The sequence below is a fragment of the Bacillus sp. HY001 genome, from assembly GCF_007558965.1.
GTDB classification, from domain to species: Bacteria; Bacillota; Bacilli; order Bacillales; family Bacillaceae_G; genus Bacillus_A; species Bacillus_A mobilis.
This window is the reverse complement of the sequence record NZ_VLTE01000005.1, coordinates 206528-228197: the sequence shown is the minus strand read 5'-3', so window position 1 is coordinate 228197 and position 21670 is coordinate 206528. Positions and strand designations below refer to the sequence as shown.

Below are 21670 nucleotides of genomic sequence, written 5' to 3'. Positions count from 1 at the left end.
TTTAAAAAACTTTATAATTTGTTAGGCGTGATAATATAACATAAGTAATAATTCCAGTTAGAAACAAACCGATATAGTAAATAGGTAAGAAATTAAAATGGTTTATTTTATAGCCGCCTAGTAATGCAAAGTAAATGGTTGAGCCCCATATCCATATTCGTAAACTCTTTTGGAACATAAATATCTTCTGAGTGTTTTCATTTGGCGATCGTGTATATAAATATGTTCCAAGTAGTAAGTAAAATATTGTATAAAAAATCGGGACTAACATTGATTTGGCTGAATAATATATATGAGATGCTGGATCTCTTAAAGCAGTTGGATTGTTCTCAATCTTACGGGATTCCGGATCATAGTAATAATTGATAGAAAAATGATTAATTGGTGCAGCTGTATTTGTTTTTTGATTGATTTCATAAAGTTGTCGATATAAGTTTTCATTTTTAATATTTGCAGCGTATAAATGGTTTGTTGTAAAAGTGTATAGTAATGTAATAAATGTAACCCCTGCTAGTAACCACGGAATACAAAAAACAACCTGCGAAACAACGCTTCCAGTAAAAGTACCGATGCATAGTGCAGCTGTATATACTGCAACATAAGAAACAATTGCATAAAGAAAGTATCGATGAAACGGACTAAATGATTGATAATCAAAATGAATAGTTGTTCTATAAATAACATACATAAGAATCCAATTTACAAGTAATGAGCTTACAATACAAAAGGAACCGAAAGCCCATTTCGATAAGAAAACATCTTTTCTTTTAAACGGCATCGTCATAAGTAGTGTATTAGATTGGTTACTACGTTCCCAACCTATCAATAAGCAAGCTAAAGCAATGATAAGAAGAGTTAACCAAAAACTATTACCTTCTCCTGAAGTAAAGGTATAAAAATAATAATACTGTTTCCCTTTTTCTTGTAATTCGTAATATTTATCGAGTTCCATCTGAGCACTTCTATAGTATTCGAAAGATAAAAGATAAAGCGAACTAAAGAAGAATAGTAACACAGCATATTTCCCGCGTTTCCAATTCCACATCCACAACGCCTTATGAAACATACCCATCCTCCTCCAGTGTCGTAACGAAGACATCTTCAAGTGACATTGTTAATTCTTCAATGAGTATAGGTTGTTCTTTATAAAACTTCTCCAGTGTTGTAGCTACATTTCCCTCAATTAAGATTGTAAATACTTTTCCTGTTTGATTTAATATTTTAATATTGCTTAAGTTTTCTAGTTTTTGAGGTAATGACCGCTCATAAGCTACTTGTATTTTTGCAAATCGTGATTTGGCATCGTCTAGTGATGTAATAGACGAGATAGTATGGCCTTTTAATATAATAATTGTATCTGCAATTTGTTCCACTTCATCTAAATGGTGGGTTGAGATAAAAATGGTAATCTCTTTTTCTGCAACTTCTCCAACGAGAAACTGTAAAATTTGCCTTTTCACAATAGGGTCAAGTCCGTTTGTCGGTTCATCTAAAATGATATATTCTGCCTTTGTAGAAACGGCTAAAATGATGGCAAGCAGTGCTTTCATTCCTTTTGAATAACTACGAATTCGTTTGTTTGGTAAGTTAAAACGTTCTAACAGTTCATAGAAATATGCTTCATCAAATGCGGTATAAACTTGCTTGTAAAACTTTACAATTTCTTTTACCGTATATCCGTTCAATATGTTAGTAGAATCCGGAACATATACGATTTTTTGCTTTATTTCAGGACACTGATGAATGTTTGTATCTTCATATGTAACAGTCCCTGCATCAGGGTCTAAAATGCCGACCATCGTTCGTAATAAAGTTGTTTTCCCTGCGCCGTTTCTTCCGAGTAATCCGATGATACTTCCTCTTTGTAATGTGAAAGAAACATCATCTAAAATCGTTTGATTATCAATTGTTTTCTTCACGTTCGTCACTTTCAGCATCCGCATTTCCTCCAATCTCTTTATAGTATGAATCTATCCAATCATGAATTTTATCTTTCGTAACACCAAGATAAGAGGCTTCTAATAGTAATTGATGAAATTGCTTTTCAACCATAGCGATTTTCCTTTCGTCTAATGTTGGGGTAATCGATTGGGATACAAATGTTCCTTTTCCTCGTAATGTTTCAATAATCCCTTGTCGCTCTAACTCTTGGTACGCTTTACTTACTGTATTTGGATTTATAACGAGTAAAGAAGCGAGTTCGCGTACAGAAGGTAGTTTGTCACTTGGAGCTAACATGTTCTTTAATACGAGTTCTTTTATATTTTGAACAATTTGTTCCCATATCGGAGTGTTGCTTCTTGGATCAAGTTGAATATGCAAGAGCAATGTCTCCTTTCTGACTTGTATTAAGTGTACTACTTCATGTAATACACTTAATACAATATAGGCGATGAATGTATTTGTCAACTGAAAATGTTAGAAAAATATGGTATTAAAAAATGAGGAATTGGAAAAAATAGGTCTGATATAGAATGGAGGGTTAGTCATGAAGCGAGTTTTTGGAATACTTGTTTGTTTCATGTTATTGCTTTCTGGTACTTCAGTTAGTTTCGCACAATCTGAGAAAACGAAGCAGGAGAAAACAGAAGAAACAACACCGAAGTTAGCGGAACAAGCGTCGTCAGCAATTGTAATTGAACAAGATACAGGTAAAGTTTTGTTTGATAAAAATCCAAATGAGAAGTTACCACCTGCTAGTATGACGAAGATTATGACAATGCTATTAATTATGGAACAAGTTGAAAAAGGAAAACTAAAACTGACCGATAAAGTTAGAGCAAGTGAGCATGCAGCTTCAATGGGTGGATCACAAATCTTTTTAGAGCCTGGGGAAGAGATGACTGTAAATGAAATGCTAAAGGGTATTGCCATTGCATCTGGAAATGATGCATCTGTTGCAGTAGCGGAGCATATCGCTGGTTCAGAAGAAGGTTTTGTAAATATGATGAACAAAAAAGCGAAAGATTTAGGATTGAAAAACACTCATTTTCAAAACCCAACAGGTCTTCCGGCTAAAGACCATTATTCTACAGCAAATGATATGGCTATAATGGCGAGAGAATTAATGAAGTACCCACTTATTCGCAAATACACAGGTAAATATGAAGACTATTTACGTGAAGATACGGATAAGAAGTTTTGGCTCGTGAATACGAATAAGTTAGTACGTTTTTATCCTGGAGTAGATGGCGTGAAAACGGGCTTTACGACAGAAGCAAAATATTGTTTAACAGCATCGGCTGAAAAGAATGGGATGCGTGTTATTTCAGTTGTTATGGGTGCACCTACATCGAAAGAACGGAACAATCAAGTAACGAAGCTTCTTGACTATGCATTTGGTCAATATATGACAAAGAAATTGTATACACGAGGCGAAAAAATTAAGACTGTCCAAGTAGGAAAAGGGAAAAAAGAAAAAGTAGATTTAGTTGCGTCTGACAATGTGTCTCTTCTTATGAAGAAGGGCGAAAATATGGACAAAGTAAAGCAAGAAGTAATTGCTGAAAAGAAAGTGAAAGCGCCGATTAAAAAGGGCGATGCACTTGGTACACTTGTTATTAAAAAAGACAAAGATGTTTTATTAAAACAAACAATTGTAGCAAAAGAAGATGTTGCTGCAGCGAGCTGGTGGGAGTTATTTAAAAGAAGTTTTGGGATGTTTTCAACATCAAAATAGCGGCAAACATTTTGCCGCTTTTCTATTCGTATGAAAGTAAATAATTGCTGAATGGTTTCACTTTATGGCGAAATAGTTCTTCTTTTGTCGGTAGGAAGGATTCTTATGTTGAATCACGAAAATCTTTATGTATGTAAATGAGTAAAGTTTGAGCATAAGGAGGAAATCGTGTGAGTCTTTCCATGCAATTAGAAGTAAAACGTGACGTCCTATGTGTGAGACTAGCGGGTGAATTAGATCATCATACTGCTGAAGAGTTGCGAACGAAAGTAACAGATATGATTGAGACACATGGTGTTCATCATATTGTTTTGAGCCTAGAGAACTTATCGTTTATGGATAGTTCTGGTTTAGGTGTTATATTAGGCCGATATAAGCATGTAAAGGGATTAGGTGGAGAAATGGTTGTTTGTGCAATTTCACCACCTGTTAAACGTTTATTTGAAATGTCGGGCTTATTTAAAATTGTTCGCTTAGAAGAAAGTGAAGCGCATGCGCTCGCGACGTTGGGGGTGGCATAAATGAGAAATGAAATGAACCTTCAATTTTCAGCATTAAGTCAAAATGAATCGTTCGCTCGCGTTACAGTAGCTGCTTTCATTGCGCAACTAGACCCAACGATGGAAGAACTTACGGAGATTAAAACAGTTGTGTCAGAAGCAGTTACAAATGCAATTATTCATGGGTACGAAGGAAATGCAGAAGGTGTTGTTTATATTTCTGTAATTTTGGAAGAAGCAATGGTGAAACTCACGATTCGAGATGAAGGGATTGGCATCTTTGATTTAGATGAAGCAAGACAACCCCTTTTTACAACTAAACCTGAATTAGAGCGTTCCGGAATGGGATTTACTATCATGGAAAATTTTATGGATGAAGTAGAAGTTATTTCAAACGAATCTTTCGGGACAACAATCCATTTGACAAAATACTTATCAAATAGTAACGCTCTATGCAATTAAGGAGAATAGCCTATGGACATAGAGGTCAAAAATGAGAAGAAGAAACCTCAGTTAAAGGACCACGAGCTAAAAGCGTTAATTCAACAAAGTCAAGATGGAGATCAACAAGCGAGAGATACAATCGTTCAAAGTAATATGCGTCTCGTATGGTCGGTTGTGCAGCGTTTTCTTAATCGAGGATACGAACCAGACGATTTATTTCAAATTGGATGTATTGGGCTCTTAAAATCGGTAGATAAATTTGATTTATCTTTCGACGTGAAATTTTCAACATATGCAGTTCCAATGATTATTGGAGAAATACAACGATTTTTACGTGATGATGGATCGGTGAAAGTAAGTAGATCTTTAAAAGAAACAGGAAATAAAATTCGAAAGATGAGAGACGAGCTTTCGAAAGAATTCGGAAGGGCCCCAACGATTAATGAAGTAGCAGAAGCGTTAGAACTAACGCCAGAGGAAGTGGTTCTGGCGCAAGAAGCGAGTCGAGCTCCTTCATCTATACATGAAACGGTGTATGAAAACGACGGGGACCCAATTACTATTTTAGATCAAATTGCAGATCAATCTGAAACGAAATGGTTTGATAAAATTGCTTTAAAAGAAGCAATTAGAGAATTAGATGAGCGAGAACGTTTAATTGTGTATTTGCGCTACTATAAAGACCAAACGCAATCTGAAGTAGCGGAGCGAATAGGTATTTCGCAAGTACAAGTTTCAAGACTCGAAAAGAAAATATTAAAACAGATGAAAGATCGAATAGATGAATAGCTATCTATTCGATCTTTTTTTATGGCTTTAAATAGGAGTAGATTGGTAAACTTTCGTAAAAGTTTACAGAATTTATTGATAATTTAGTAAATTTAAAATATAATCCAATTATGAACTTGTCACAAAGGGGGAAGGAAATATGGAAACGAGGCAACAATGGGGAACGAGGGCTGGATTTATTTTCGCAGCGGTCGGCTCTGCCGTTGGATTAGGAAACATATGGCGTTTTCCTTATACAGCGTATGAAAATGGAGGAGGCGCATTCTTTTTACCGTACTTATTCGCACTATTAACGACTGGTATTTCATTATTGGCGTTTGAATTTGCTCTTGGGCATCGTCACCGTGGTTCAGCGCCACTTACGTTCTTCCGTATTCATAGGCGTGCTGAATTCATTGGATGGTGGCAAATGTGTGTAACGTTTATCGTTTCAACATATTATGCAGTAATTATTGCTTGGTCTATTTCATATACGTACTTTGCAATTACTGGAGCATGGGGGAAAGACACGCAATCATTTTTATTTAAAGAGTACTTACATGTTGCAGATAAGCCAGGGCAGTTTGGGGGGCTTGTGCCGGAAGTATTAATTCCATTAGCTCTCGTTTGGATTATTGTGCTTGGTGTTGCATTCAAAGGAGTTAAAAAAGGAATTGAAGTAGTTAACCGTATTTTCATCCCTTTACTAGTAGTTATGTTCCTTATTATCGTAGTTCGTGCAGTGACGATGGAAGGTGCGATGCAAGGATTAGATGCATTTTTCAAGCCAGATTGGAGTCGTATTTTTGATGGAAAGGTATGGCTTGCTGCTTATGGTCAAATTTTCTTTAGTTTATCTTTAGCATTTGGAATTATGATTACGTATTCTAGTTATTTACCGAAAAACTCAGATACAACAAATAATGCCTTTATTACTGGTTTTGCAAACTCAGGATTTGAATTATTAGCAGGGATTGGGGTCTTTGCAGCTCTTGGATTTATGGCAAACAATATGGGAGTACCAGTTGATAAAGTAGCGAGTGCTGGTGTAGGACTTGCATTCGTAGTATTCCCGCAAATTATTAATGAATTACCGATGTCACCGTTATTTGGCGTATTATTTTTCTTATCATTAACGGTTGCCGGAATTACATCCCTCATTTCGCTTGCGGAAGTATGTTTTGCTGCCGTATCTGAAAAGTTCAGCTTAAGCCGCCAAAAAACAATTGGAATTATGGGGACGCTCCTCGTGCTAGTTTCTCTTGTTTTTGCAACACGTGGCGGGCTTATGTTCCTAGATGTTGTTGATTATTTCGCTAATAACTTCGGATTAATTTCAATTGCATTAGCGGAAGTAGTTACGATAGGACTCATTTTACGCCGTTTACCAGTTTATCAAAATCACGCAAACTTCGTATCTGATATTAAGTTAGGGACGTTTTGGAGAGTGAGTTTACTCGTTATTACCCCGCTTATGTTAGGGTACATGTTAATTGATGGTACAATCCAAAATATTAAAAAGAACTATGGAGATTATCCAACGGAGTTTGTCGTAACATATGGTTGGTCAATTGCAGCAGCGTTCCTTATCATTGCGCTAATCATTAGTCTGAAGAAATGGAATGCACAAATACATTCAGATTCTGCTAAGCTTGAAAAAGAATGGAAAGATCGGGGTGTTTCATAATGAGTGGATCAGCGATTATGATGATGGTTATTGGTATGGTAGTCATTTGGGGAGGACTCGCATTAAGTATTGCAAATTTATTTAAGAAAAAGGCATAAACTAAAAAACATCTGTACCGAAATGGTACAGATGTTTTTTTATGAAAAAATTGTATTAGAAAAAAATTCAATAACCATACTACAACTACGAGGAAGAGTGAAGAGGTGAATGGAAATTGGAACAAACAATTTATATTAAAATGCGTAATCGATTAAAAGTTTCTCCTACGTATGAAGTGAAGCTGGGTGATGTTGCTCAACTTGCGGGAGATGCTTTGGTAGTTCAGTCGCTACAGGATGAGGTAGTTTACAAAATAACAGCTCATGATAAGACGCATGTCGTAATTGATGTGATGAAAATAATTGAGATTATTAGGAAAAAAGCAGCTCATATACAAATTAATTTACTCGGTTCTGGACAAACTCTTGTTGAAATTATATATGAAAAAAAGAAAGTACATCCAATTTTCTTCGGACTTGTATGGTTGTTACTTTTCATTGGAGCAGCCCTTGCGATCATTTATTTTCATGAAGATGTAAGCATGCAACAAGTGCACCAGCGCCTATATTACATGATTACGGGAGAATTTAAGGCACAACCACTTTTATTTCAAATTCCTTATTCATTAGGTCTTGGGTTAGGTATGGTCTTATTTTTTAATCATGTATTTCAAAAGCGAATTAATGAAGAGCCGAGTCCGTTAGAAGTGGAGATGTTCCAGTATCAGCAGTCGCTTGACCAATATGTAATTGTTCATGAAAACAAGGATAATATGAAACAACTTGCCGATGATTGAGTCTGGGCTTGTTATTTTAATTGGTTTAGCGGGAGGGATTGCAGTAGGTAGCGGATATGTCGCATTTTTAGCTGTACTTGGTATAATCCCTCGTCTAGCTCAATTAACGAGAAGTGGAAAGCACATTCAATATTTTGAGTGGGCAGTTATTGCAGGTACGTTAACAGGGGCTTGGTGTAGTTTGAAAAACATTACATTTCAAACGTCACAATATTGGCTTGTTATATTAGGAATATTTTGTGGCACATTCGTTGGAATGCTTGCAGCCGCATTAACAGAAGTGTTAAATGTTTTACCTATTTTAGCGAAACGAGTAGGGGTAGAAGGGAAAATTGTTGTTTTACTCGTTGCTCTTGTACTCGGGAAAGTAATAGGCTCGTTGTTTCACTGGATTTATTTCGTAAAGTAGGAGGCAATATATAAATGACAGGGCGAAAACTAAAGGATGATTACATAAATAAAGTGAAGGAGTACCATCCGAAACCAAATTATTTCATAAATTGTGTTAAGGCATTTCTTGTAGGTGGACTCATTTGTACTGTCGGAGAAGTATTGATGAAATTTTATATACATTATTTTCATTTCAGTGAACAAGAGGCAGGAAATCCGACAGTTGCAACGCTTGTATTGTTATCGGCGATTTTAACAGGTTGTGGTGTATATGATAAAATCGGTCAATTTGCTGGAGCGGGATCAGCAGTACCTGTTACGGGATTTGCGAATTCTATGGCGAGCGCTGCGCTAGAACATAAGAGTGAAGGAATTGTGCTTGGGGTTGCTACAAATATGTTTAAGCTAGCGGGAAGTGTTATCGTTTTTGGAGTCGTTGGTGCATACGTTATTGGGTTAATAAGATATACTTTTAACATTTTTATGTCTTAAAGGAGGGGCTAGTATGAGGTTGACCGGAAAACAAACGTGGGTATTTCAAAATGATATTTATGTGAATGCAACCGGTACTGCTGTCGGTCCAAAAGAAGCTGAAGGCCCTCTTGGAAAGGATTTTGATATTTCATACGATGATTTACATTGCGGAGAGGAAAATTGGGAACTTGCTGAACGAAGATTAATGTCAGATTCAATTCAACAAGTCTTGCAAAAAGGAAATGTAAAAACATCACAAATTGATTTCTTTCTAGCGGGTGATTTATTAAATCAAACAGTGACAGCAAATTATGTTGCGCGTAAGTGGGAGATTCCCTTTTTAGGGATGTTTAGTGCTTGTGCAACCTCGATGGAGACTTTAGCGGTTGGATCAGCCTTTATAGATGGTGGATTCGCAAATCGTGTTTTAGCGACAGTAAGTAGTCATAATGCGACGGCTGAAAGACAGTTCCGTTATCCAACAGAGTATGGGGGACAAAAACCAGGAACAGCAAATTGTACTGTTACAGGTGCGGGATCCATATTAATTAGTAAAGAAAAAAGTGCCATTAAAATTACGGCAGCTACGATTGGAAAAGTACAAGATTTAGGGATTGCAAATCCTTTAGATATGGGATCAGCGATGGCACCTGCTGCTGCTCACACAATTCAACAACATTTTGAAGATTTGAAGAGAAGTGCAGCAGATTATGATTTGATTGTTACCGGTGATTTATCAGCTATTGGGACACCAATTGCGAAACAACTTTTACTGGAAGAAGGGTATGATCTTGGGCATATATATAATGATTGCGGATTAATGATCTATAATTCCGATCAAGAAGAAGTATTTGCTGGTGGTAGTGGTTGTGCTTGTTCAGCTGTTGTCACATATGGTCATTTATTAAGTGAGATGCAAAAAGGGAATTTACAACGGATTTTTGTTGTTGCTACTGGTGCGTTATTAAGCCCGATGATGATGCAACAGAAAGAAACCATTCCAACAATTGCACATGGTGTTGTATTTGAGAGAGTGAAGGGAGAGTGAATTGTGGATTTTATATATGCATTTCTTGTAGGAGGCGCTATTTGTGTAATTGGACAGGTATTGTTAGATTTTGCAAAGTTAACACCAGCCCATTTAATGGCTACCTTTGTAGTACTAGGAGCAGCTTTAGATGGATTCGGATTGTACGATAAGCTTATAAAGTTTGCAGGTGCTGGGGCGACAGTTCCTATTACAAGTTTTGGACATTCCCTATTACACGGGGCAATGCATGCGGCAGAAAAACACGGATATATAGGGATTGGTATGGGTATGTTTAGTTTAACGTCTGCAGGCATTTCGGCGGCGATATTATTTTCATTTTTTGTAGCACTTATATGTAAACCGAAAGGATAAATCAAATGAGACGAAGGGTTGTTTTGGTCACAGATGGAGATGAATATGCAAAGCGAACAATTGAGCTTTTAACGAAGGAATTTGGGGGAAGGTGTATTTCAGCATCACAAAGTAATCCAACCAAATTGACAGGGAAGAAAGTTGTTGAGCTTATTATGCAAACGCCATATGACCCTGTATTTGTTATGTTTGATGACAGTGGATTTATTGGAGAAGGATCTGGTGAAAAAGCTTTAAAATATGTAGCTACACATAAACAAATTGATGTACTGGGGATTTTGGCAGTAGCGTCTAATACACATCATTGGGAATGGGCACGTGTAGATGTAAGTGTAGATCGAAACGGGGATTTAACCGAATACGGTGTTGATAAATTTGGACTTCCAGATGGTGAAATTGGCAGGATTAGCGGAGATACGATTTATTGTTTAGATGATTTGAATGTCCCTGTCATTGTTGGAGTTGGTGATATTGGTAAGATGTGTGGAAATGACGAATGGGAGAGAGGATCACCTATTACTAGAAAAGCAATTCAATTAATTTTGGAAAGGAGTGGATTTTATGACGAAGCCTAAAAAAGTGGATATCCCTATTTCATCTTTTTTGAGCGATAATGAAAATTATTTAAAGCAAACAGTTGGACTAGGGGTTACATATGATGTTGGCATACGTAAATTTCAAATTTTAAATAAAGAAATTGGTGTGTTATTTGTAAATGGACTTTGTGATACGAATTATATTATCCCTATTTTAGAAGAAGCGGTGGATACAAATGAAATAAGGGATGTAGAAGAAGATACAGTGAAGCTTTTAGAGAATCGTTTAATTCATCAACAAGTAAGTAAAGTGAAAACGATGGATGAGGTAATGCTCCAAGTATTATCAGGACTCATCATTATATTTGTGGAAGGTGAAACAGAAGCGTTTGCAATAGATGTTCGTAGTTATCCGGGCCGAACGCCGACAGAACCAGATACAGAAAAGGTAGTACGTGGTGCAAGGGATGGATTTGTTGAAAATATTGTTGTAAATACAGCGTTAATCCGTAGAAGGATACGTGATCCACGTCTTCGAAATGAAATGATTCGAGTAGGAGATAGATCGCAAACAGATATTTGTATTACATATGTACAAGATGTTGCAAATCCAGATTTAGTAAAGATTATAAAACAAGAATTAAATAACATCGATGTAGATGGAATTACGATGGCGGATAAAACAGTGGAAGAATTTGTTGTAAAGCAAAGCTATAATCCATTCCCACTTATTCGGTATACAGAAAGACCGGATGTGGCGGCGAATCATATATTAGAAGGACATGTGTTAGTACTAGTTGATACATCACCAAGTGCTATGATTACTCCAACAACATATTTCCACCATTTACAGCATGCAGAAGAATTTAGACAAAATCCGGCTGTCGGTACATTTTTACGCTGGGTACGCTTTTTAGGTGTCTTATTTTCCTTGTTTTTACTACCATTTTGGTTAGTATTTGTATTTGATCCAACTCTTTTACCAGCAAATCTTGCTTTCATTGGACCGAATAAGATGACGCATTTACCGATTTTATTACAAGTGTTGATGGCCGAAATCGGACTTGAGTTTTTAAGGATGGCAGCCATTCATACTCCAACGCCGTTATCGTCTGCAGCAGGATTAATTTCCGCTATATTAATTGGTCAAATAGCAATCGATGTAGGTTTGTTTGTACCAGAAGTTATTTTATATGTAGCAGTTTCTATGATCGGTGCATATGCAACACCGAGTTATGAATTAGGACTCGGAAATAAGGTTGGAAAGTTATTTGTTATTATTTTGACAGGTCTCTTCCATGAGATGGGATTTGTAATTGGTATGACGATATTGCTTTTATTTTTAACATCGATAAAGAGTTTACAAACACCATACTTATGGCCATTTCTGCCATTTGATTGGGGAGCTTTAACGAAGATTCTAATCCGCCCAACAATGTCTAGTTTAAAAGTACGTCCAAGTATCGTAAGACCTCAAAATGTAAAAAGACAAAAATAAACGGGATTATACACCCGTTTATTTTTTTAGCAAAAATCTATTGTTTTTTAACAAAAATCAAACATTTTTTGTGTACACTTAGAGTAGATATTGTGTATGGAAGGGGAAGAGGACATGATTAAATTATTTGTAAGTGATTTAGATGACACGCTCGTTTACAATGTGAATCATATGCAAAAAGAAGATGAACGTGCAATTAGTTGGTTAGCTGAAAAAGGGACAAATATTTGTTTTGCCTCTGGCCGCTTTACTCATCGAATTGATGAAGTTGTAAATAGGTTTGCATTCCCGTATTACACAACGAGTTTAAATGGAGCGACGATGTTACTGCCGGATGGACAAATATTTCATGAATCAAGTTTTGAAGATGGGATTGCCCAGGAAATATATCGATATATCCATAAAAAGGGACTAGCAGATATTGTTTGTGCAAATGAGCAACGGTATACAAAAAGAAAGAATGAACATCATCATAATTTTGAAACGTATATGGGCGTGCATATTGCTGAGATAGAAGCGTTAGAAGAGGAATTTGGTAAGACTGTACATCCTGCGAAATTGTTTGTTTTTGGGGAAGAGGAGACAATTGCAGCATTAGATCAAGAGTTACGAGATACATTTCAGAGCGAAGCAGAAGTTTTTATGTCTGGTAAACGCTATGTTGATATTATGCCAAGGGGAGTAAGTAAAGGAAGTGCTTTAAGGCGATTAATGGAACATTTACAAATTGAAGCAAATGAAGTTGCATGCATTGGAGATTCTTTCAATGATATTTCTATGTTTGAAGTAACCCCGCATTCATTTACTCTTCATCATGCTCATCCATATGTGAAGGGGAAGGCAAATCATGTTGTTCGTTCGGTTGAAGAAGCTGTTATGAAATTGCCGTTACTTGTATAAAAAAGAAGCTCGCTACTAGCGAGCTTCTTTTTACTTGAATAACGATTTAACAAAATCAATGATACTTGAGAAGAAATCTTTAACTTTATCTAGGAAACCTTGCCCTTCTTCAGATCCTAAAAAGGCAGAAACGTGTTCTTTTGCTTTATTTAACTGACTGCCAACTTGATTCCAATCGATATTAAGATTTTTCATTTTATCAAATAACGCAACTAAGTTATCTAACTGTTCATCCGTTAATGTAATACCAAGTTGATCCGCAATTTTTTTAATTAATGAACGTAAATCTTCAGTCGTTTTTGGCTGTTCTTTGGCAATTTCTTCTTTAATTTTTGCAACAAGTTGAACTGCTTTTTCTTCACCAATTTTATCGCCGAGCTGGGCTGTTTGCACCATTTCTTCATTGGCTACTTTTTTTACTTCCTCAGGAATTGCTTTGTTCGATGTTGTTTCGTAGGCTTTCATTAAACCGGTTAAAGCAGCAGTTCCTGAAACTTTAAATGGTGCAGTAATTTGAATTTCTGCATCTTTTACACCTGCTGTAATAAGTGCGTTTGTGTACATTGCATCTGTTATTGAATTAATGTTTTTTGAACGTACAATGAGACCAGATCCTGGCTTTGTGTATGTAATCATAGAAGAGGAAATTGCTCTCGTACCAATTTGCGCTTTTGGAACAATCCCTTCTAGAAATTTATGTTCTTCCGCATTAGACACAGTAATGATTGTAGCATCTTTTGGTGCTTTCATTTCTTTTAACAGATCTTGTTTTTGTTGTTCAGACAAGTTTTCTCCTAGTGTAACAATTGATTCTCCTTCGATGATGTCTGCAAACGAAGCTGTTGGCATCATAAATACCGTTACAGCTAATAGCAGAGCTAGTAATTTCGTTTTCACGAAAAATCGCTCCCTTTCTCTTTCTAAAATTTTCGGGCAACACAGTTATTATAGTATATATTTCTTATTTGTCACCTAGCTTTTACCACATTTCAAAAAAGAAGTATGTAGATTGTCGGATTCTTTTTGTTTCTAGTCATGAATGTGGTAATATAGTGCTGAGATAGTTGAAAGGAGACATATACATATGAAAACTTTAGGATACATATTAATGGAAAATGGTGAAAAAATCGATTTAGAATTTTTCCCAGAAGAGGCACCAAAAACAGTAGAAAACTTTAAAAAACTAGCAGAGCAAGGATTTTATGATGGTGTGACATTCCACCGCGTTATTCCTGGCTTCGTAAGCCAAGGTGGAGATCCAACAGGAACAGGTGCAGGTGGCCCAGGTTACTCTATCCCATGTGAAACTGATGGAAATCCTCATAGACACCTTGTAGGATCACTTTCTATGGCTCACGCTGGCCGTAACACTGGCGGTAGCCAATTCTTTGTTGTTCATGAGCCACAACCACATTTAGATGGTGTACATACTGTATTCGGTAAAGCAACAAGCGGTATTGAAACAGTATTAAACATGCGTCAAGGCGATGTAATGAAAGAAGTTAAAGTTTGGGAAGAATAAGTTAATGGGAAAAGAGAGCTATGGCTCTCTTTTTTGTTTTTTTAATAGGAATGGGGATTTCGTTTGCGGTACATGATACAAGTAGTACTGTTATTGTAGTGAAAATATGGCGCTTATGAGAACAAAATTTTAACATATTACATAGAATACATTAGATTACATGTTTCAATAAATATTTTTTATTACATTCATTTCGCTAGAATTCATTTGCTCTCAGGTGATGAATATTGAAGTGATAATGAGTGGTGGCTGTATCTTTTCGCTTTCATATAACAACGTTTCACCTTCTATCTACTTAGCAAAAATAGTACTGAAACATATATTTGACTTTCTTCTTTTCGCTTTGTATGATTATCAAGTTGTTTTAAGCCCTTCTCACTCTGTTGAAAATATTGTAAAATGAATGTGATATGAAAAGAGTGGTTGAGGGGATTAATAGTTTGTAACTTTTGTAAGAAGGGATAAGGGTTATGTTAATTCGTTTTAAAAAAAGTTATGAAAAGATTGCAATGGGGCTTCTTTCATTTATGCCAACGGAAAAAGATGTGAAAACATTACAATTGACTATGAAAGATTATGAAGCAAAAGATGATTGGCAATTGTATTTGTGGAAACAAAACGAAGATTTTGTTGGGATAATGGGGATTGTAAAAAAAGAGAATCAAGTTTTGGAAATTCAGCATTTGAGTGTGAATCCATCTCACCGTCATATGGGTATTGGGACGAAGATGGTACAAGAGTTAAAGAGCAAATTTCTTGAGTTTACAATTTGCGGAAATGAGCAAACAGCAAGTTTTTGCAAAAAGTGTAAAGGGCTTGAACAAAATATACATTCGTGAAAGCAGAGATAAGTAGTTTATTATCTCTGCTTTCTTTTTTGTAATTGCTCGTTTCGTTCAGTAATGACTTCTGTTCGATCACGTAATGTGTGCTTATGTACTATATATTCACTAGGAGAAGCATTCACGTCTTTCCAAGGGAGGTTTTGTTTCTGACATAATTCCATGCAATGCTTTTCTAATGTTGTATCTGATAATGGTAAAAATAACGGTGTGAAATTTTCTTCTTTCTGTATAGATTGCAATCTATCCTTGAGTAAGAATGGGAGTTGTGTGGCATTTATTCCTAAACGTAGTAAAGGTGCACTGTTTTTTTCTAAAATCGTTATAGCGCTTTTCATCATTTTTTCTGCGCCATTCCAGTTAGAGCGTCTTTGATGGTATAAAGAAACTGCAATTTGAATGAGACCAACTAAATAATGATCGCGATCTCCTTTTGGTTTTTCTTTCCAATATTCTTCCAGTATTTCATGGCATTCAAAATAATCATAATCTCCGTGAAAATGAATTAAAAATTGTATGTATTCGGTAGGATACATGTTCTTCACCCCTGTTTAACGGTTATAAATACAAGTGTATCATAGAAATATGAACAATAAACGACTAGGGAAATGTCCCTAGCCGTTATTGTTCATATTAGCAGAAGCAAGCTGCCCCTACAATAATTAGTAAAATAAACAATACAACAAGTAATGCGAACCCACCGCTAAAACCGCAATCAACGTGACCCATAGTTTTTTGACCTCCTACATTGTTCTTACTACACTGTTATCATATGAAGCGATGGGCATGATGACATAGGCATCGGTCTATTTTTAATTAAATTTCTTAAAAAGGTTGGATAGAACATGAGTATGCTCTATACTTATGATGTTATAGAAAAAATGTGGTGGGATGCTTTGTGCAGTATAATTTTAAAGTAGAGGCTTTTGAAGGGCCTTTAGATTTATTGTTACATTTAATACATCGTTATGAAATTGACATATATAATATTCCTGTAGCGGAAATTACAGAGCAATATTTATCTTATGTACATACGATGAAAGAACTACAATTAGATGTTGCAAGTGAGTATTTAGTAATGGCTGCGACTTTATTACAAATTAAAAGTAAAATGTTGTTGCCGAAACATGAAGAAGATGTACTTGATAACGGTGATGACTTTATAGATGATCCTCGTCAAGAATTGATGGAGAGGTTAATTGAATATAAGAAATATAAGCAAGTTGCTACTGAACTAAAAGAAAGAGAACTAGAAAGAGCACAGCTATATACACGTCCGCCAATTGATTTTACATCATTGCAACAAGAAGAGGAGACAAACTTGCCTCTTGATGTTACGTTATATGATATGCTAGCGGCATTTCAAAAATTAATGCGCCGTAAAAAAGCAAAGAAACCTGTAACAACACGTATTACTCGTCAAGAAATACCAATTTCACAGCGTATGACTGATATTTTAAAGCAGTTAGAAATACAAGGTGGTCGTCAAAGTTTTTATGATTTGTTTGTTGATGATGAACGGGAAATAATGGTTGTAACATTTTTAGCGGTTCTTGAGCTTATGAAAAATCAACAAATTATAATTGAACAAGAACATAATTTTGATGAAATTTTCGTATCAAGCTCTACTAAATCTGCATAGAGTTAGTATGGTAAATGAGATAGAAATAGTTATATCTCATGCTAGGTTTGAATGTATCGTTTGGAACAAGAGAAAAAATATTGAACCGAACGCATGAATTGTGATTCGGTTTTTTGATGTGTATTTTTATGGAGAAAATAGGAGGAAGGAGCTCGTAAAATGGATAGAGCAGAACAGAAATCAATCATTGAAGGGCTTTTATTTGTGTCTGGTGATGAAGGAATTTATCCAGAACAAATAGCGAAAGTCCTTGAAATTGAAGGAAATGAAGTAATCGATATTTTAGAAGAAATGCAACAGGAATGTGAAGGTGTACACCGAGGCTTGCAAATTGTACAGTATGCAAAAGTATATCGTTTTGCTACAAAGAAACAACATGCTTCGTACTATCAAAAATTAATAGATACCCCAACAGCTGCTTCACTCTCTCAGGCTGCTCTAGAAACGTTAGCGATTGTGGCATATCGTCAACCCATTACAAGGACTGAAATGGAAGAGATTAGAGGCGTAAAAACCGATAAGGCGTTACAAACGTTAGTTTCACACTTACTTATAAAAGAAATGGGAAGAGCAGAAGGGCCCGGGCGTCCTATTTTATATGGAACAACGAAAGAGTTTTTAGATACATTTGGACTGAAAACATTAGATGATTTACCAGCACTTTCTGAAGAGAATGAACAAATGAATGAAGCAGATTTATTCTTTGGTTCTTTACAGGAGATATCGAAATAAAAGCTTAGCATTTTGCTAAGCTTTTTTTGTATATCAATTTTATACCGTGCCATACTAATTGAAAAAAGGAGACGAGTTATGAGAGGTATGCGAAGTATCTTATTGTTAGTTTCTGTTTTGTTATGCTTTTCTTTAAATAGTACATCGGCCAAAAGATATATGATGTCTATTCATACCACGTCTCCTTTACATACGCAGCGGCAACATCTTGGTAAAATGAAAGTGAGTTTTTTAAAAGTTGGCCAAGGTGATGCAACACTTATTACATTGCCAAATGGACAAACGATGTTAATTGACGGAGGACCTTATGAAGCTGGTGAGGTTATTATTCAAAAACTAATCGAAAAAGGGATTAATCATTTAGATGCTATCGTCAGTACGCATCCTGATATGGATCATATTGGAGGATTGATTCCGATTGTAGAGCAAATGCCGGTATCACTTATATTAGATAGTGGAAAAACGTATAGTTCTTTTACGTATCACACATACCGGAATCATATTAAAAAAAGAGGAATTCCTTTCGTTTCAGTAAAAGAGGGACAATACATACCACTAGATCCGCATGTTTCCATACAAGTATTAAACAATGGGAAATCAAAAGATGAAAATAATGAATCTTCAATTGTGTTAAAGGTACGATATGGAAAAGCGGATTTTTTACTAATGGGTGACGCTGATGTGCGGACGGAAACGGAAATATTAAAGCAATTTGATGTACATGCAGATGTGTTAAAGGTGGGACATCATGGCTCATATACTTCAACAAGCGAAATGTTTCTTAAGAAAGTAGAGCCACAGTTCGCAATTCTTTCATATGGAAGCAGAAATCCGTATGGGCATCCGCACCAAAGTGTAGTGAGACGCTTAAACAGACATGGTATAATGATATATGGAACAAATAAACGTACAGTAGAAATGGAAACAGACGGCGAGCATATTACAATAGGCACTAGTGGATTAATGCCATTACTTAAATGAGTAATAGGATACGAGGATATTCTCCCTTTTTAGAAAACTGAATAACATATATTATAATTGAGAGAGACGCAGCAAGTGTCCTTTTTGTTAAACAAAAAGGAAATTTCATTCGAATGTCTAGACAACTACTCGTGCATATATTAAGATGGAATTAGGCGAATAAGGTAATAATAACAAGTAGGTATTTCATGGGAAAGGATCGATGAAAATGAAAACGCAAGTTGTCATCAATGCCAAAATTTATACAGGTCAAGAAGTAGTGGAAAACGGATTTATTCGTTACGCAGAAAAAATTAAAGAAATTGGTTTGATGGCTCAATATGTATCACAAGAAAATGAAGCGGTTTTAGATGCGGCAGGTAAAATTGTGATTCCAGGTATGATCGATGTTCATATTCATGGTGGATACGATATTGATGCGATGGATGCAAATAGCGATGGATTAGTAACTCTAGGTAAAGAAATGTTAAAAGAAGGAGTTACAACTTACTTTCCAACAACAATGACACAAGCTCCAGAAGCAATCGAAGCAGCACTACATGCTGCGAAGGAAGCGAAAGAAAAAGGAGCACATTTCGAATATATTCACTTAGAAGGACCGTATGTTTCAAAAAAACGTGCAGGTGCACAACCACTTGAACATATTGTTCCTGCGAATATTGAACAATTTAAACAATGGCAGGAAGCAAGCGGGAATCTAATTAAATTAGTAACATATGCACCTGAAGAAGAAGGTGCGTTAGAGTTTGAACAGTATCTTGCTGAAACTGGTGTTGTGGGCACAATGGGTCATACAGATGCAATTGATGCGCAACTAAAAAATAGAAACATTACACATGCAACGCATTTATACAATCAAATGCGTGGATTACATCACCGTGAACCAGGAGTTGTTGGTCATGTGTTATTAAATCCAGATGTAATGGTTGAAGTAATTACAGATGGTATTCACATTCACCCTGATATGGTGAAATTAGCATATAAATTAAAAGGACCGAAAAAAGTAAGTGTTATTACTGACGCAATGCGTGCAAAAGGTCTTGAAGATGGATTATATGAGCTTGGCGGACAGCCAGTACATGTAAAAGATGGTAGTGCTCGATTAGAAGATGGAACGTTAGCTGGTAGTATTCTAAAAATGGATCAAGCTTTCCGAAATGTAATTGAATTTACAGGTTGTTCAATCGAAGATGCGGTACTAATGACATCAGTTAACCAAGCAGAAGAGTTTGGATTAAATCATAAAGGTGCATTAGCGGTAGGAAAAGATGCAGACTTTGTTGTGATGAATGAAGATTTACATGTATATGATACGGTTCGTTTAGGAATTCATATGAAGGAAGGGAAGTAATTAAATGAATATTCTTGTTGTAAAAACTCCAGAAGAACTAGCAGAAGCAGGTTATAAATTAATTGAAGAAGTTGTAAAAACAAAAGAAAATCCAACATTAGGAATGGCTACAGGAAGCTCTCCATTAGGTATTTATGCAGAAATGCGAAAAAATAAACTTGATACAAGCCGTGTAACCACTGTAAACTTAGATGAGTACGTAAATTTACCACATGAAGATAAAAACAGCTATCACTATTTTATGCAAGAACAGTTGTTTGATCATCTTCCATTTAAACAAACTTATGTACCAAACGGGATGGCAAGTGATTTAGAGGAAGAGTGCAAACGTTACGAGGGCATTCTAGCTGCTAACCCAGTTGACCTACAGATTCTTGGAATCGGTGAAAACGGTCACATCGGATTTAACGAACCAGGAACACTGTTTAATTCTCCAACAAACATTGTTGAATTAACAGAATCTACACGCCAAGCAAACCTTCGCTTCTTCGAAAAAGAAGAAGATGTGCCAACTCATGCGATTACAATGGGAATCGGAAGCATTATGAAAGCGAAACAAATTCTACTTGTTGCTATGGGTTCTAAAAAGGCAGAAGCTGTTAAAGAATTATTGCAAGGTGAATATAGTGAAGCGTGTCCTGCTACAGTTTTACAACGTCATCCGAATGTAACCGTAATCGCTGATCAAGAAGCTCTATCTTTATGCAGTGAGGCGATTGCTGATGAACATCGACAAGTATTCACCATTTCCGATCTATTATCAGATTCAAGAGTGGGTGAAACAGCTAATTGAGGACGGCGAATGGAAGCCGGGAGATAAAATCCCATCTGAGAATGAACTTTGCGATAAGTTCGAAGTGAGTCGTATGACAATCAGACAGGCGATTAATAATTTAGTGGAACAAGGTTATTTATATCGGAAACGTGGAATCGGTACGTTTGTCCAACTTCCGAAAGTGGAACAAAAATTGCAAGGAATGACGGGATTCACAGAAGATATGATTTCTCGTGGGATGAACCCAAGTAGTCAATTACTTAGTTTCCGCCTAGTTCCAGCTACTGCGAAAATCGCAGACCGGTTGAGAATACAGGAGGGAGAGTCGGTTTATGAAGTGAGGCGTATTCGCTTAGCTGATGATGAACCGATTGCTTTTGAGACGACATATTTGTCGCCAGCTCTTGTAAAAGATATTAACGAAGAAATATTGCAACAATCTTTATATGAACATTTAGAGAAAAAACTGGGCTTTAAACTTGTTAGCGCTACTCAATCAATTGAAGCTTCAATTGCAACGGATAATGAAGCGGAACATCTGCATATTCCTAAAAAGGCGCCAGTGCTTGTAATGCGTCAATGGTCATATTCAGAAGGTGAAGTACCGTTAGAGTATGTGAAATGTATTTATCGTGGGGATCGTTATAAGTTTATTACAAACATCGCACGTAACAAATAATATATTTCAGTTCGTGAAGTACAGTTAATGTCA

The 21670-nt window shown here is 36.1% G+C and carries 29 protein-coding genes; 23 read left to right on the top strand and 6 right to left on the bottom strand.

What is annotated here, in order from left to right:
* Position 1: 1 nt before the first annotated feature.
* From FOT98_RS03855 to FOT98_RS03845, 3 genes are read right to left on the bottom strand one after another with little or no spacing between them, the layout of a single operon-like run.
* The gene (locus FOT98_RS03855; RefSeq protein ID WP_063260889.1) at positions 2 to 1066 is read right to left on the bottom strand and encodes an ABC transporter permease subunit; all 1065 of its coding nucleotides are present in this window, start codon (positions 1064 to 1066) and stop codon (positions 2 to 4) included.
* Entirely contained in the window at positions 1056 to 1937 is an 882-nt protein-coding gene (locus tag FOT98_RS03850) for an ABC transporter ATP-binding protein (protein WP_063260890.1), read from the bottom strand. The genes FOT98_RS03855 and FOT98_RS03850 overlap by 11 nt, the downstream gene beginning before the upstream one ends.
* Positions 1903 to 2322 (bottom strand): GntR family transcriptional regulator, encoded by a 420-nt coding sequence (locus tag FOT98_RS03845; RefSeq protein ID WP_063260891.1) that lies wholly within the window; start codon positions 2320 to 2322, stop codon positions 1903 to 1905. Before FOT98_RS03845 ends, FOT98_RS03850 begins: the two co-directional genes overlap by 35 nt.
* Before the next feature lie 166 nt (positions 2323 to 2488).
* On the opposite strand from FOT98_RS03845, the gene dacF reads away from it, so the two are divergent.
* The 14 genes from dacF (at position 2489) to FOT98_RS03770 (ending at position 13113) form a co-directional block, all read left to right on the top strand.
* Complete coding sequence (gene dacF / locus FOT98_RS03835; RefSeq protein ID WP_000831998.1) at positions 2489 to 3679, top strand: serine-type D-Ala-D-Ala carboxypeptidase DacF; 1191 nt, start codon at positions 2489 to 2491, stop codon at positions 3677 to 3679.
* A gap of 170 nt (positions 3680 to 3849) precedes the next feature.
* Positions 3850 to 4200, top strand: coding sequence for an anti-sigma F factor antagonist (gene spoIIAA / locus FOT98_RS03830; protein ID WP_000059133.1), 351 nt, complete (start codon positions 3850 to 3852; stop codon positions 4198 to 4200).
* Positions 4201 to 4641: an anti-sigma F factor gene (spoIIAB, locus tag FOT98_RS03825; protein ID WP_001243399.1), complete on the top strand. Its 441-nt coding sequence runs from the start codon at positions 4201 to 4203 to the stop codon at positions 4639 to 4641. It abuts the gene before it with no gap.
* A gap of 12 nt (positions 4642 to 4653) precedes the next feature.
* Entirely contained in the window at positions 4654 to 5412 is a 759-nt protein-coding gene (gene sigF, locus FOT98_RS03820; RefSeq protein ID WP_000350734.1) for an RNA polymerase sporulation sigma factor SigF, read from the top strand.
* 139 nt (positions 5413 to 5551) lie between these two features.
* Entirely contained in the window at positions 5552 to 7078 is a 1527-nt protein-coding gene (locus FOT98_RS03815) for a sodium-dependent transporter (protein ID WP_061679103.1), read from the top strand.
* Positions 7078 to 7176 carry a methionine/alanine import family NSS transporter small subunit gene (locus FOT98_RS03810; protein WP_000016829.1) on the top strand — a complete coding sequence of 33 codons (99 nt, stop codon included), beginning with the start codon at positions 7078 to 7080 and terminating at the stop codon, positions 7174 to 7176. Before FOT98_RS03815 ends, FOT98_RS03810 begins: the two co-directional genes overlap by 1 nt.
* Positions 7177 to 7292: 116 nt before the next feature.
* On the top strand, positions 7293 to 7913 hold the full coding sequence (gene spoVAA / locus FOT98_RS03805) for a stage V sporulation protein SpoVAA (RefSeq protein ID WP_063260892.1): 621 nt from the start codon (positions 7293 to 7295) through the stop codon (positions 7911 to 7913).
* Positions 7906 to 8322: a stage V sporulation protein SpoVAB gene (spoVAB, locus tag FOT98_RS03800; protein WP_000572949.1), complete on the top strand. Its 417-nt coding sequence runs from the start codon at positions 7906 to 7908 to the stop codon at positions 8320 to 8322. The genes spoVAA and spoVAB overlap by 8 nt, the downstream gene beginning before the upstream one ends.
* Before the next feature lie 14 nt (positions 8323 to 8336).
* Positions 8337 to 8795 (top strand): stage V sporulation protein AC, encoded by a 459-nt coding sequence (gene spoVAC / locus FOT98_RS03795; RefSeq protein WP_061679106.1) that lies wholly within the window; start codon positions 8337 to 8339, stop codon positions 8793 to 8795.
* 13 nt (positions 8796 to 8808) lie between these two features.
* Positions 8809 to 9825 carry a stage V sporulation protein AD gene (spoVAD, locus tag FOT98_RS03790; RefSeq protein ID WP_063260893.1) on the top strand — a complete coding sequence of 339 codons (1017 nt, stop codon included), beginning with the start codon at positions 8809 to 8811 and terminating at the stop codon, positions 9823 to 9825.
* 3 nt (positions 9826 to 9828) lie between these two features.
* Positions 9829 to 10179 (top strand): stage V sporulation protein AE, encoded by a 351-nt coding sequence (gene spoVAE / locus FOT98_RS03785; protein WP_061679108.1) that lies wholly within the window; start codon positions 9829 to 9831, stop codon positions 10177 to 10179.
* Between the two features lie 5 nt (positions 10180 to 10184).
* The gene (spoVAEA, locus tag FOT98_RS03780; protein WP_061679109.1) at positions 10185 to 10754 is read left to right on the top strand and encodes a stage V sporulation protein SpoVABEA; all 570 of its coding nucleotides are present in this window, start codon (positions 10185 to 10187) and stop codon (positions 10752 to 10754) included.
* Positions 10741 to 12213 carry a spore germination protein SpoVAF gene (spoVAF, locus tag FOT98_RS03775; protein WP_132131141.1) on the top strand — a complete coding sequence of 491 codons (1473 nt, stop codon included), beginning with the start codon at positions 10741 to 10743 and terminating at the stop codon, positions 12211 to 12213. Before spoVAEA ends, spoVAF begins: the two co-directional genes overlap by 14 nt.
* Positions 12214 to 12309: 96 nt before the next feature.
* Entirely contained in the window at positions 12310 to 13113 is an 804-nt protein-coding gene (locus tag FOT98_RS03770; protein ID WP_063260895.1) for a Cof-type HAD-IIB family hydrolase, read from the top strand.
* Between the two features lie 30 nt (positions 13114 to 13143).
* Here FOT98_RS03770 and FOT98_RS03765 read toward each other — a convergent pair whose 3' ends face one another.
* The gene (locus FOT98_RS03765) at positions 13144 to 14010 is read right to left on the bottom strand and encodes a DUF1002 domain-containing protein (protein ID WP_000850509.1); all 867 of its coding nucleotides are present in this window, start codon (positions 14008 to 14010) and stop codon (positions 13144 to 13146) included.
* Positions 14011 to 14197: 187 nt separating this feature from the next.
* Here FOT98_RS03765 and FOT98_RS03760 point away from each other — a divergent pair, with 187 nt between their 5' ends.
* From FOT98_RS03760 to ribT, 3 genes are all read left to right on the top strand, one after another.
* Entirely contained in the window at positions 14198 to 14635 is a 438-nt protein-coding gene (locus FOT98_RS03760) for a peptidylprolyl isomerase (protein WP_000853785.1), read from the top strand.
* A gap of 220 nt (positions 14636 to 14855) precedes the next feature.
* Complete coding sequence (locus FOT98_RS32850) at positions 14856 to 15038, top strand: hypothetical protein (protein WP_071721267.1); 183 nt, start codon at positions 14856 to 14858, stop codon at positions 15036 to 15038.
* A gap of 67 nt (positions 15039 to 15105) precedes the next feature.
* Entirely contained in the window at positions 15106 to 15474 is a 369-nt protein-coding gene (gene ribT, locus FOT98_RS03750) for a GNAT family N-acetyltransferase RibT (protein ID WP_000908397.1), read from the top strand.
* Between the two features lie 20 nt (positions 15475 to 15494).
* On the opposite strand, the gene FOT98_RS03745 is transcribed toward ribT, so the two are convergent.
* Both FOT98_RS03745 and FOT98_RS03740 read right to left on the bottom strand, forming a co-directional pair.
* Positions 15495 to 16013: a DUF309 domain-containing protein gene (locus FOT98_RS03745; RefSeq protein WP_063260896.1), complete on the bottom strand. Its 519-nt coding sequence runs from the start codon at positions 16011 to 16013 to the stop codon at positions 15495 to 15497.
* 97 nt (positions 16014 to 16110) lie between these two features.
* Positions 16111 to 16206 carry a YjcZ family sporulation protein gene (locus FOT98_RS03740; RefSeq protein ID WP_000510194.1) on the bottom strand — a complete coding sequence of 32 codons (96 nt, stop codon included), beginning with the start codon at positions 16204 to 16206 and terminating at the stop codon, positions 16111 to 16113.
* 169 nt (positions 16207 to 16375) lie between these two features.
* Between FOT98_RS03740 and scpA the strand changes: the two genes are divergently transcribed.
* The 6 genes from scpA to phnF all read left to right on the top strand — a co-directional run bounded on the left by scpA (position 16376) and on the right by phnF (position 21637).
* Positions 16376 to 17119, top strand: coding sequence for a segregation/condensation protein A (gene scpA / locus FOT98_RS03735; RefSeq protein ID WP_061679113.1), 744 nt, complete (start codon positions 16376 to 16378; stop codon positions 17117 to 17119).
* Between the two features lie 159 nt (positions 17120 to 17278).
* Positions 17279 to 17851, top strand: a complete 573-nt coding sequence (scpB, locus tag FOT98_RS03725; RefSeq protein ID WP_061679114.1) for a segregation/condensation protein ScpB — start codon at positions 17279 to 17281, stop codon at positions 17849 to 17851.
* Positions 17852 to 17929: 78 nt separating this feature from the next.
* Positions 17930 to 18832 carry a ComEC/Rec2 family competence protein gene (locus FOT98_RS03720; protein ID WP_061679115.1) on the top strand — a complete coding sequence of 301 codons (903 nt, stop codon included), beginning with the start codon at positions 17930 to 17932 and terminating at the stop codon, positions 18830 to 18832.
* Positions 18833 to 19040: 208 nt separating this feature from the next.
* Positions 19041 to 20183 carry an N-acetylglucosamine-6-phosphate deacetylase gene (nagA, locus tag FOT98_RS03715; protein WP_063260915.1) on the top strand — a complete coding sequence of 381 codons (1143 nt, stop codon included), beginning with the start codon at positions 19041 to 19043 and terminating at the stop codon, positions 20181 to 20183.
* A gap of 4 nt (positions 20184 to 20187) precedes the next feature.
* On the top strand, positions 20188 to 20976 hold the full coding sequence (nagB, locus tag FOT98_RS03710; protein WP_001024205.1) for a glucosamine-6-phosphate deaminase: 789 nt from the start codon (positions 20188 to 20190) through the stop codon (positions 20974 to 20976).
* Positions 20906 to 21637 carry a phosphonate metabolism transcriptional regulator PhnF gene (gene phnF, locus FOT98_RS03705; RefSeq protein ID WP_002194085.1) on the top strand — a complete coding sequence of 244 codons (732 nt, stop codon included), beginning with the start codon at positions 20906 to 20908 and terminating at the stop codon, positions 21635 to 21637. The genes nagB and phnF overlap by 71 nt, the downstream gene beginning before the upstream one ends.
* Positions 21638 to 21670 lie beyond the last annotated feature (33 nt).

Bases quoted from the DNA above. Each gene is read 5' to 3' on its own strand.
- FOT98_RS03855 (WP_063260889.1), bottom strand. From the start codon at position 1,066: ATGTTTCATAAGGCGTTGTGGATGTGGAATTGGAAACGCGGGAAATAT.
- FOT98_RS03850 (WP_063260890.1), bottom strand. From the start codon at position 1,937: ATGCTGAAAGTGACGAACGTGAAGAAAACAATTGATAATCAAACGATT.
- dacF (WP_000831998.1), top strand. From the start codon at position 2,489: ATGAAGCGAGTTTTTGGAATACTTGTTTGTTTCATGTTATTGCTTTCT.
- spoIIAB (WP_001243399.1), top strand. From the start codon at position 4,201: ATGAGAAATGAAATGAACCTTCAATTTTCAGCATTAAGTCAAAATGAA.
- sigF (WP_000350734.1), top strand. From the start codon at position 4,654: ATGGACATAGAGGTCAAAAATGAGAAGAAGAAACCTCAGTTAAAGGAC.
- FOT98_RS03815 (WP_061679103.1), top strand. From the start codon at position 5,552: ATGGAAACGAGGCAACAATGGGGAACGAGGGCTGGATTTATTTTCGCA.
- FOT98_RS03810 (WP_000016829.1), top strand. From the start codon at position 7,078: ATGAGTGGATCAGCGATTATGATGATGGTTATTGGTATGGTAGTCATT.
- spoVAB (WP_000572949.1), top strand. From the start codon at position 7,906: ATGATTGAGTCTGGGCTTGTTATTTTAATTGGTTTAGCGGGAGGGATT.
- spoVAC (WP_061679106.1), top strand. From the start codon at position 8,337: ATGACAGGGCGAAAACTAAAGGATGATTACATAAATAAAGTGAAGGAG.
- spoVAD (WP_063260893.1), top strand. From the start codon at position 8,809: ATGAGGTTGACCGGAAAACAAACGTGGGTATTTCAAAATGATATTTAT.
- spoVAEA (WP_061679109.1), top strand. From the start codon at position 10,185: ATGAGACGAAGGGTTGTTTTGGTCACAGATGGAGATGAATATGCAAAG.
- spoVAF (WP_132131141.1), top strand. From the start codon at position 10,741: ATGACGAAGCCTAAAAAAGTGGATATCCCTATTTCATCTTTTTTGAGC.
- FOT98_RS03770 (WP_063260895.1), top strand. From the start codon at position 12,310: ATGGAAGGGGAAGAGGACATGATTAAATTATTTGTAAGTGATTTAGAT.
- FOT98_RS03760 (WP_000853785.1), top strand. From the start codon at position 14,198: ATGAAAACTTTAGGATACATATTAATGGAAAATGGTGAAAAAATCGAT.
- FOT98_RS32850 (WP_071721267.1), top strand. From the start codon at position 14,856: ATGAATATTGAAGTGATAATGAGTGGTGGCTGTATCTTTTCGCTTTCA.
- ribT (WP_000908397.1), top strand. From the start codon at position 15,106: ATGTTAATTCGTTTTAAAAAAAGTTATGAAAAGATTGCAATGGGGCTT.
- FOT98_RS03745 (WP_063260896.1), bottom strand. From the start codon at position 16,013: ATGTATCCTACCGAATACATACAATTTTTAATTCATTTTCACGGAGAT.
- FOT98_RS03740 (WP_000510194.1), bottom strand. From the start codon at position 16,206: ATGGGTCACGTTGATTGCGGTTTTAGCGGTGGGTTCGCATTACTTGTT.
- scpB (WP_061679114.1), top strand. From the start codon at position 17,279: ATGGATAGAGCAGAACAGAAATCAATCATTGAAGGGCTTTTATTTGTG.
- FOT98_RS03720 (WP_061679115.1), top strand. From the start codon at position 17,930: ATGAGAGGTATGCGAAGTATCTTATTGTTAGTTTCTGTTTTGTTATGC.
- nagA (WP_063260915.1), top strand. From the start codon at position 19,041: ATGAAAACGCAAGTTGTCATCAATGCCAAAATTTATACAGGTCAAGAA.
- nagB (WP_001024205.1), top strand. From the start codon at position 20,188: ATGAATATTCTTGTTGTAAAAACTCCAGAAGAACTAGCAGAAGCAGGT.
- phnF (WP_002194085.1), top strand. From the start codon at position 20,906: ATGAACATCGACAAGTATTCACCATTTCCGATCTATTATCAGATTCAA.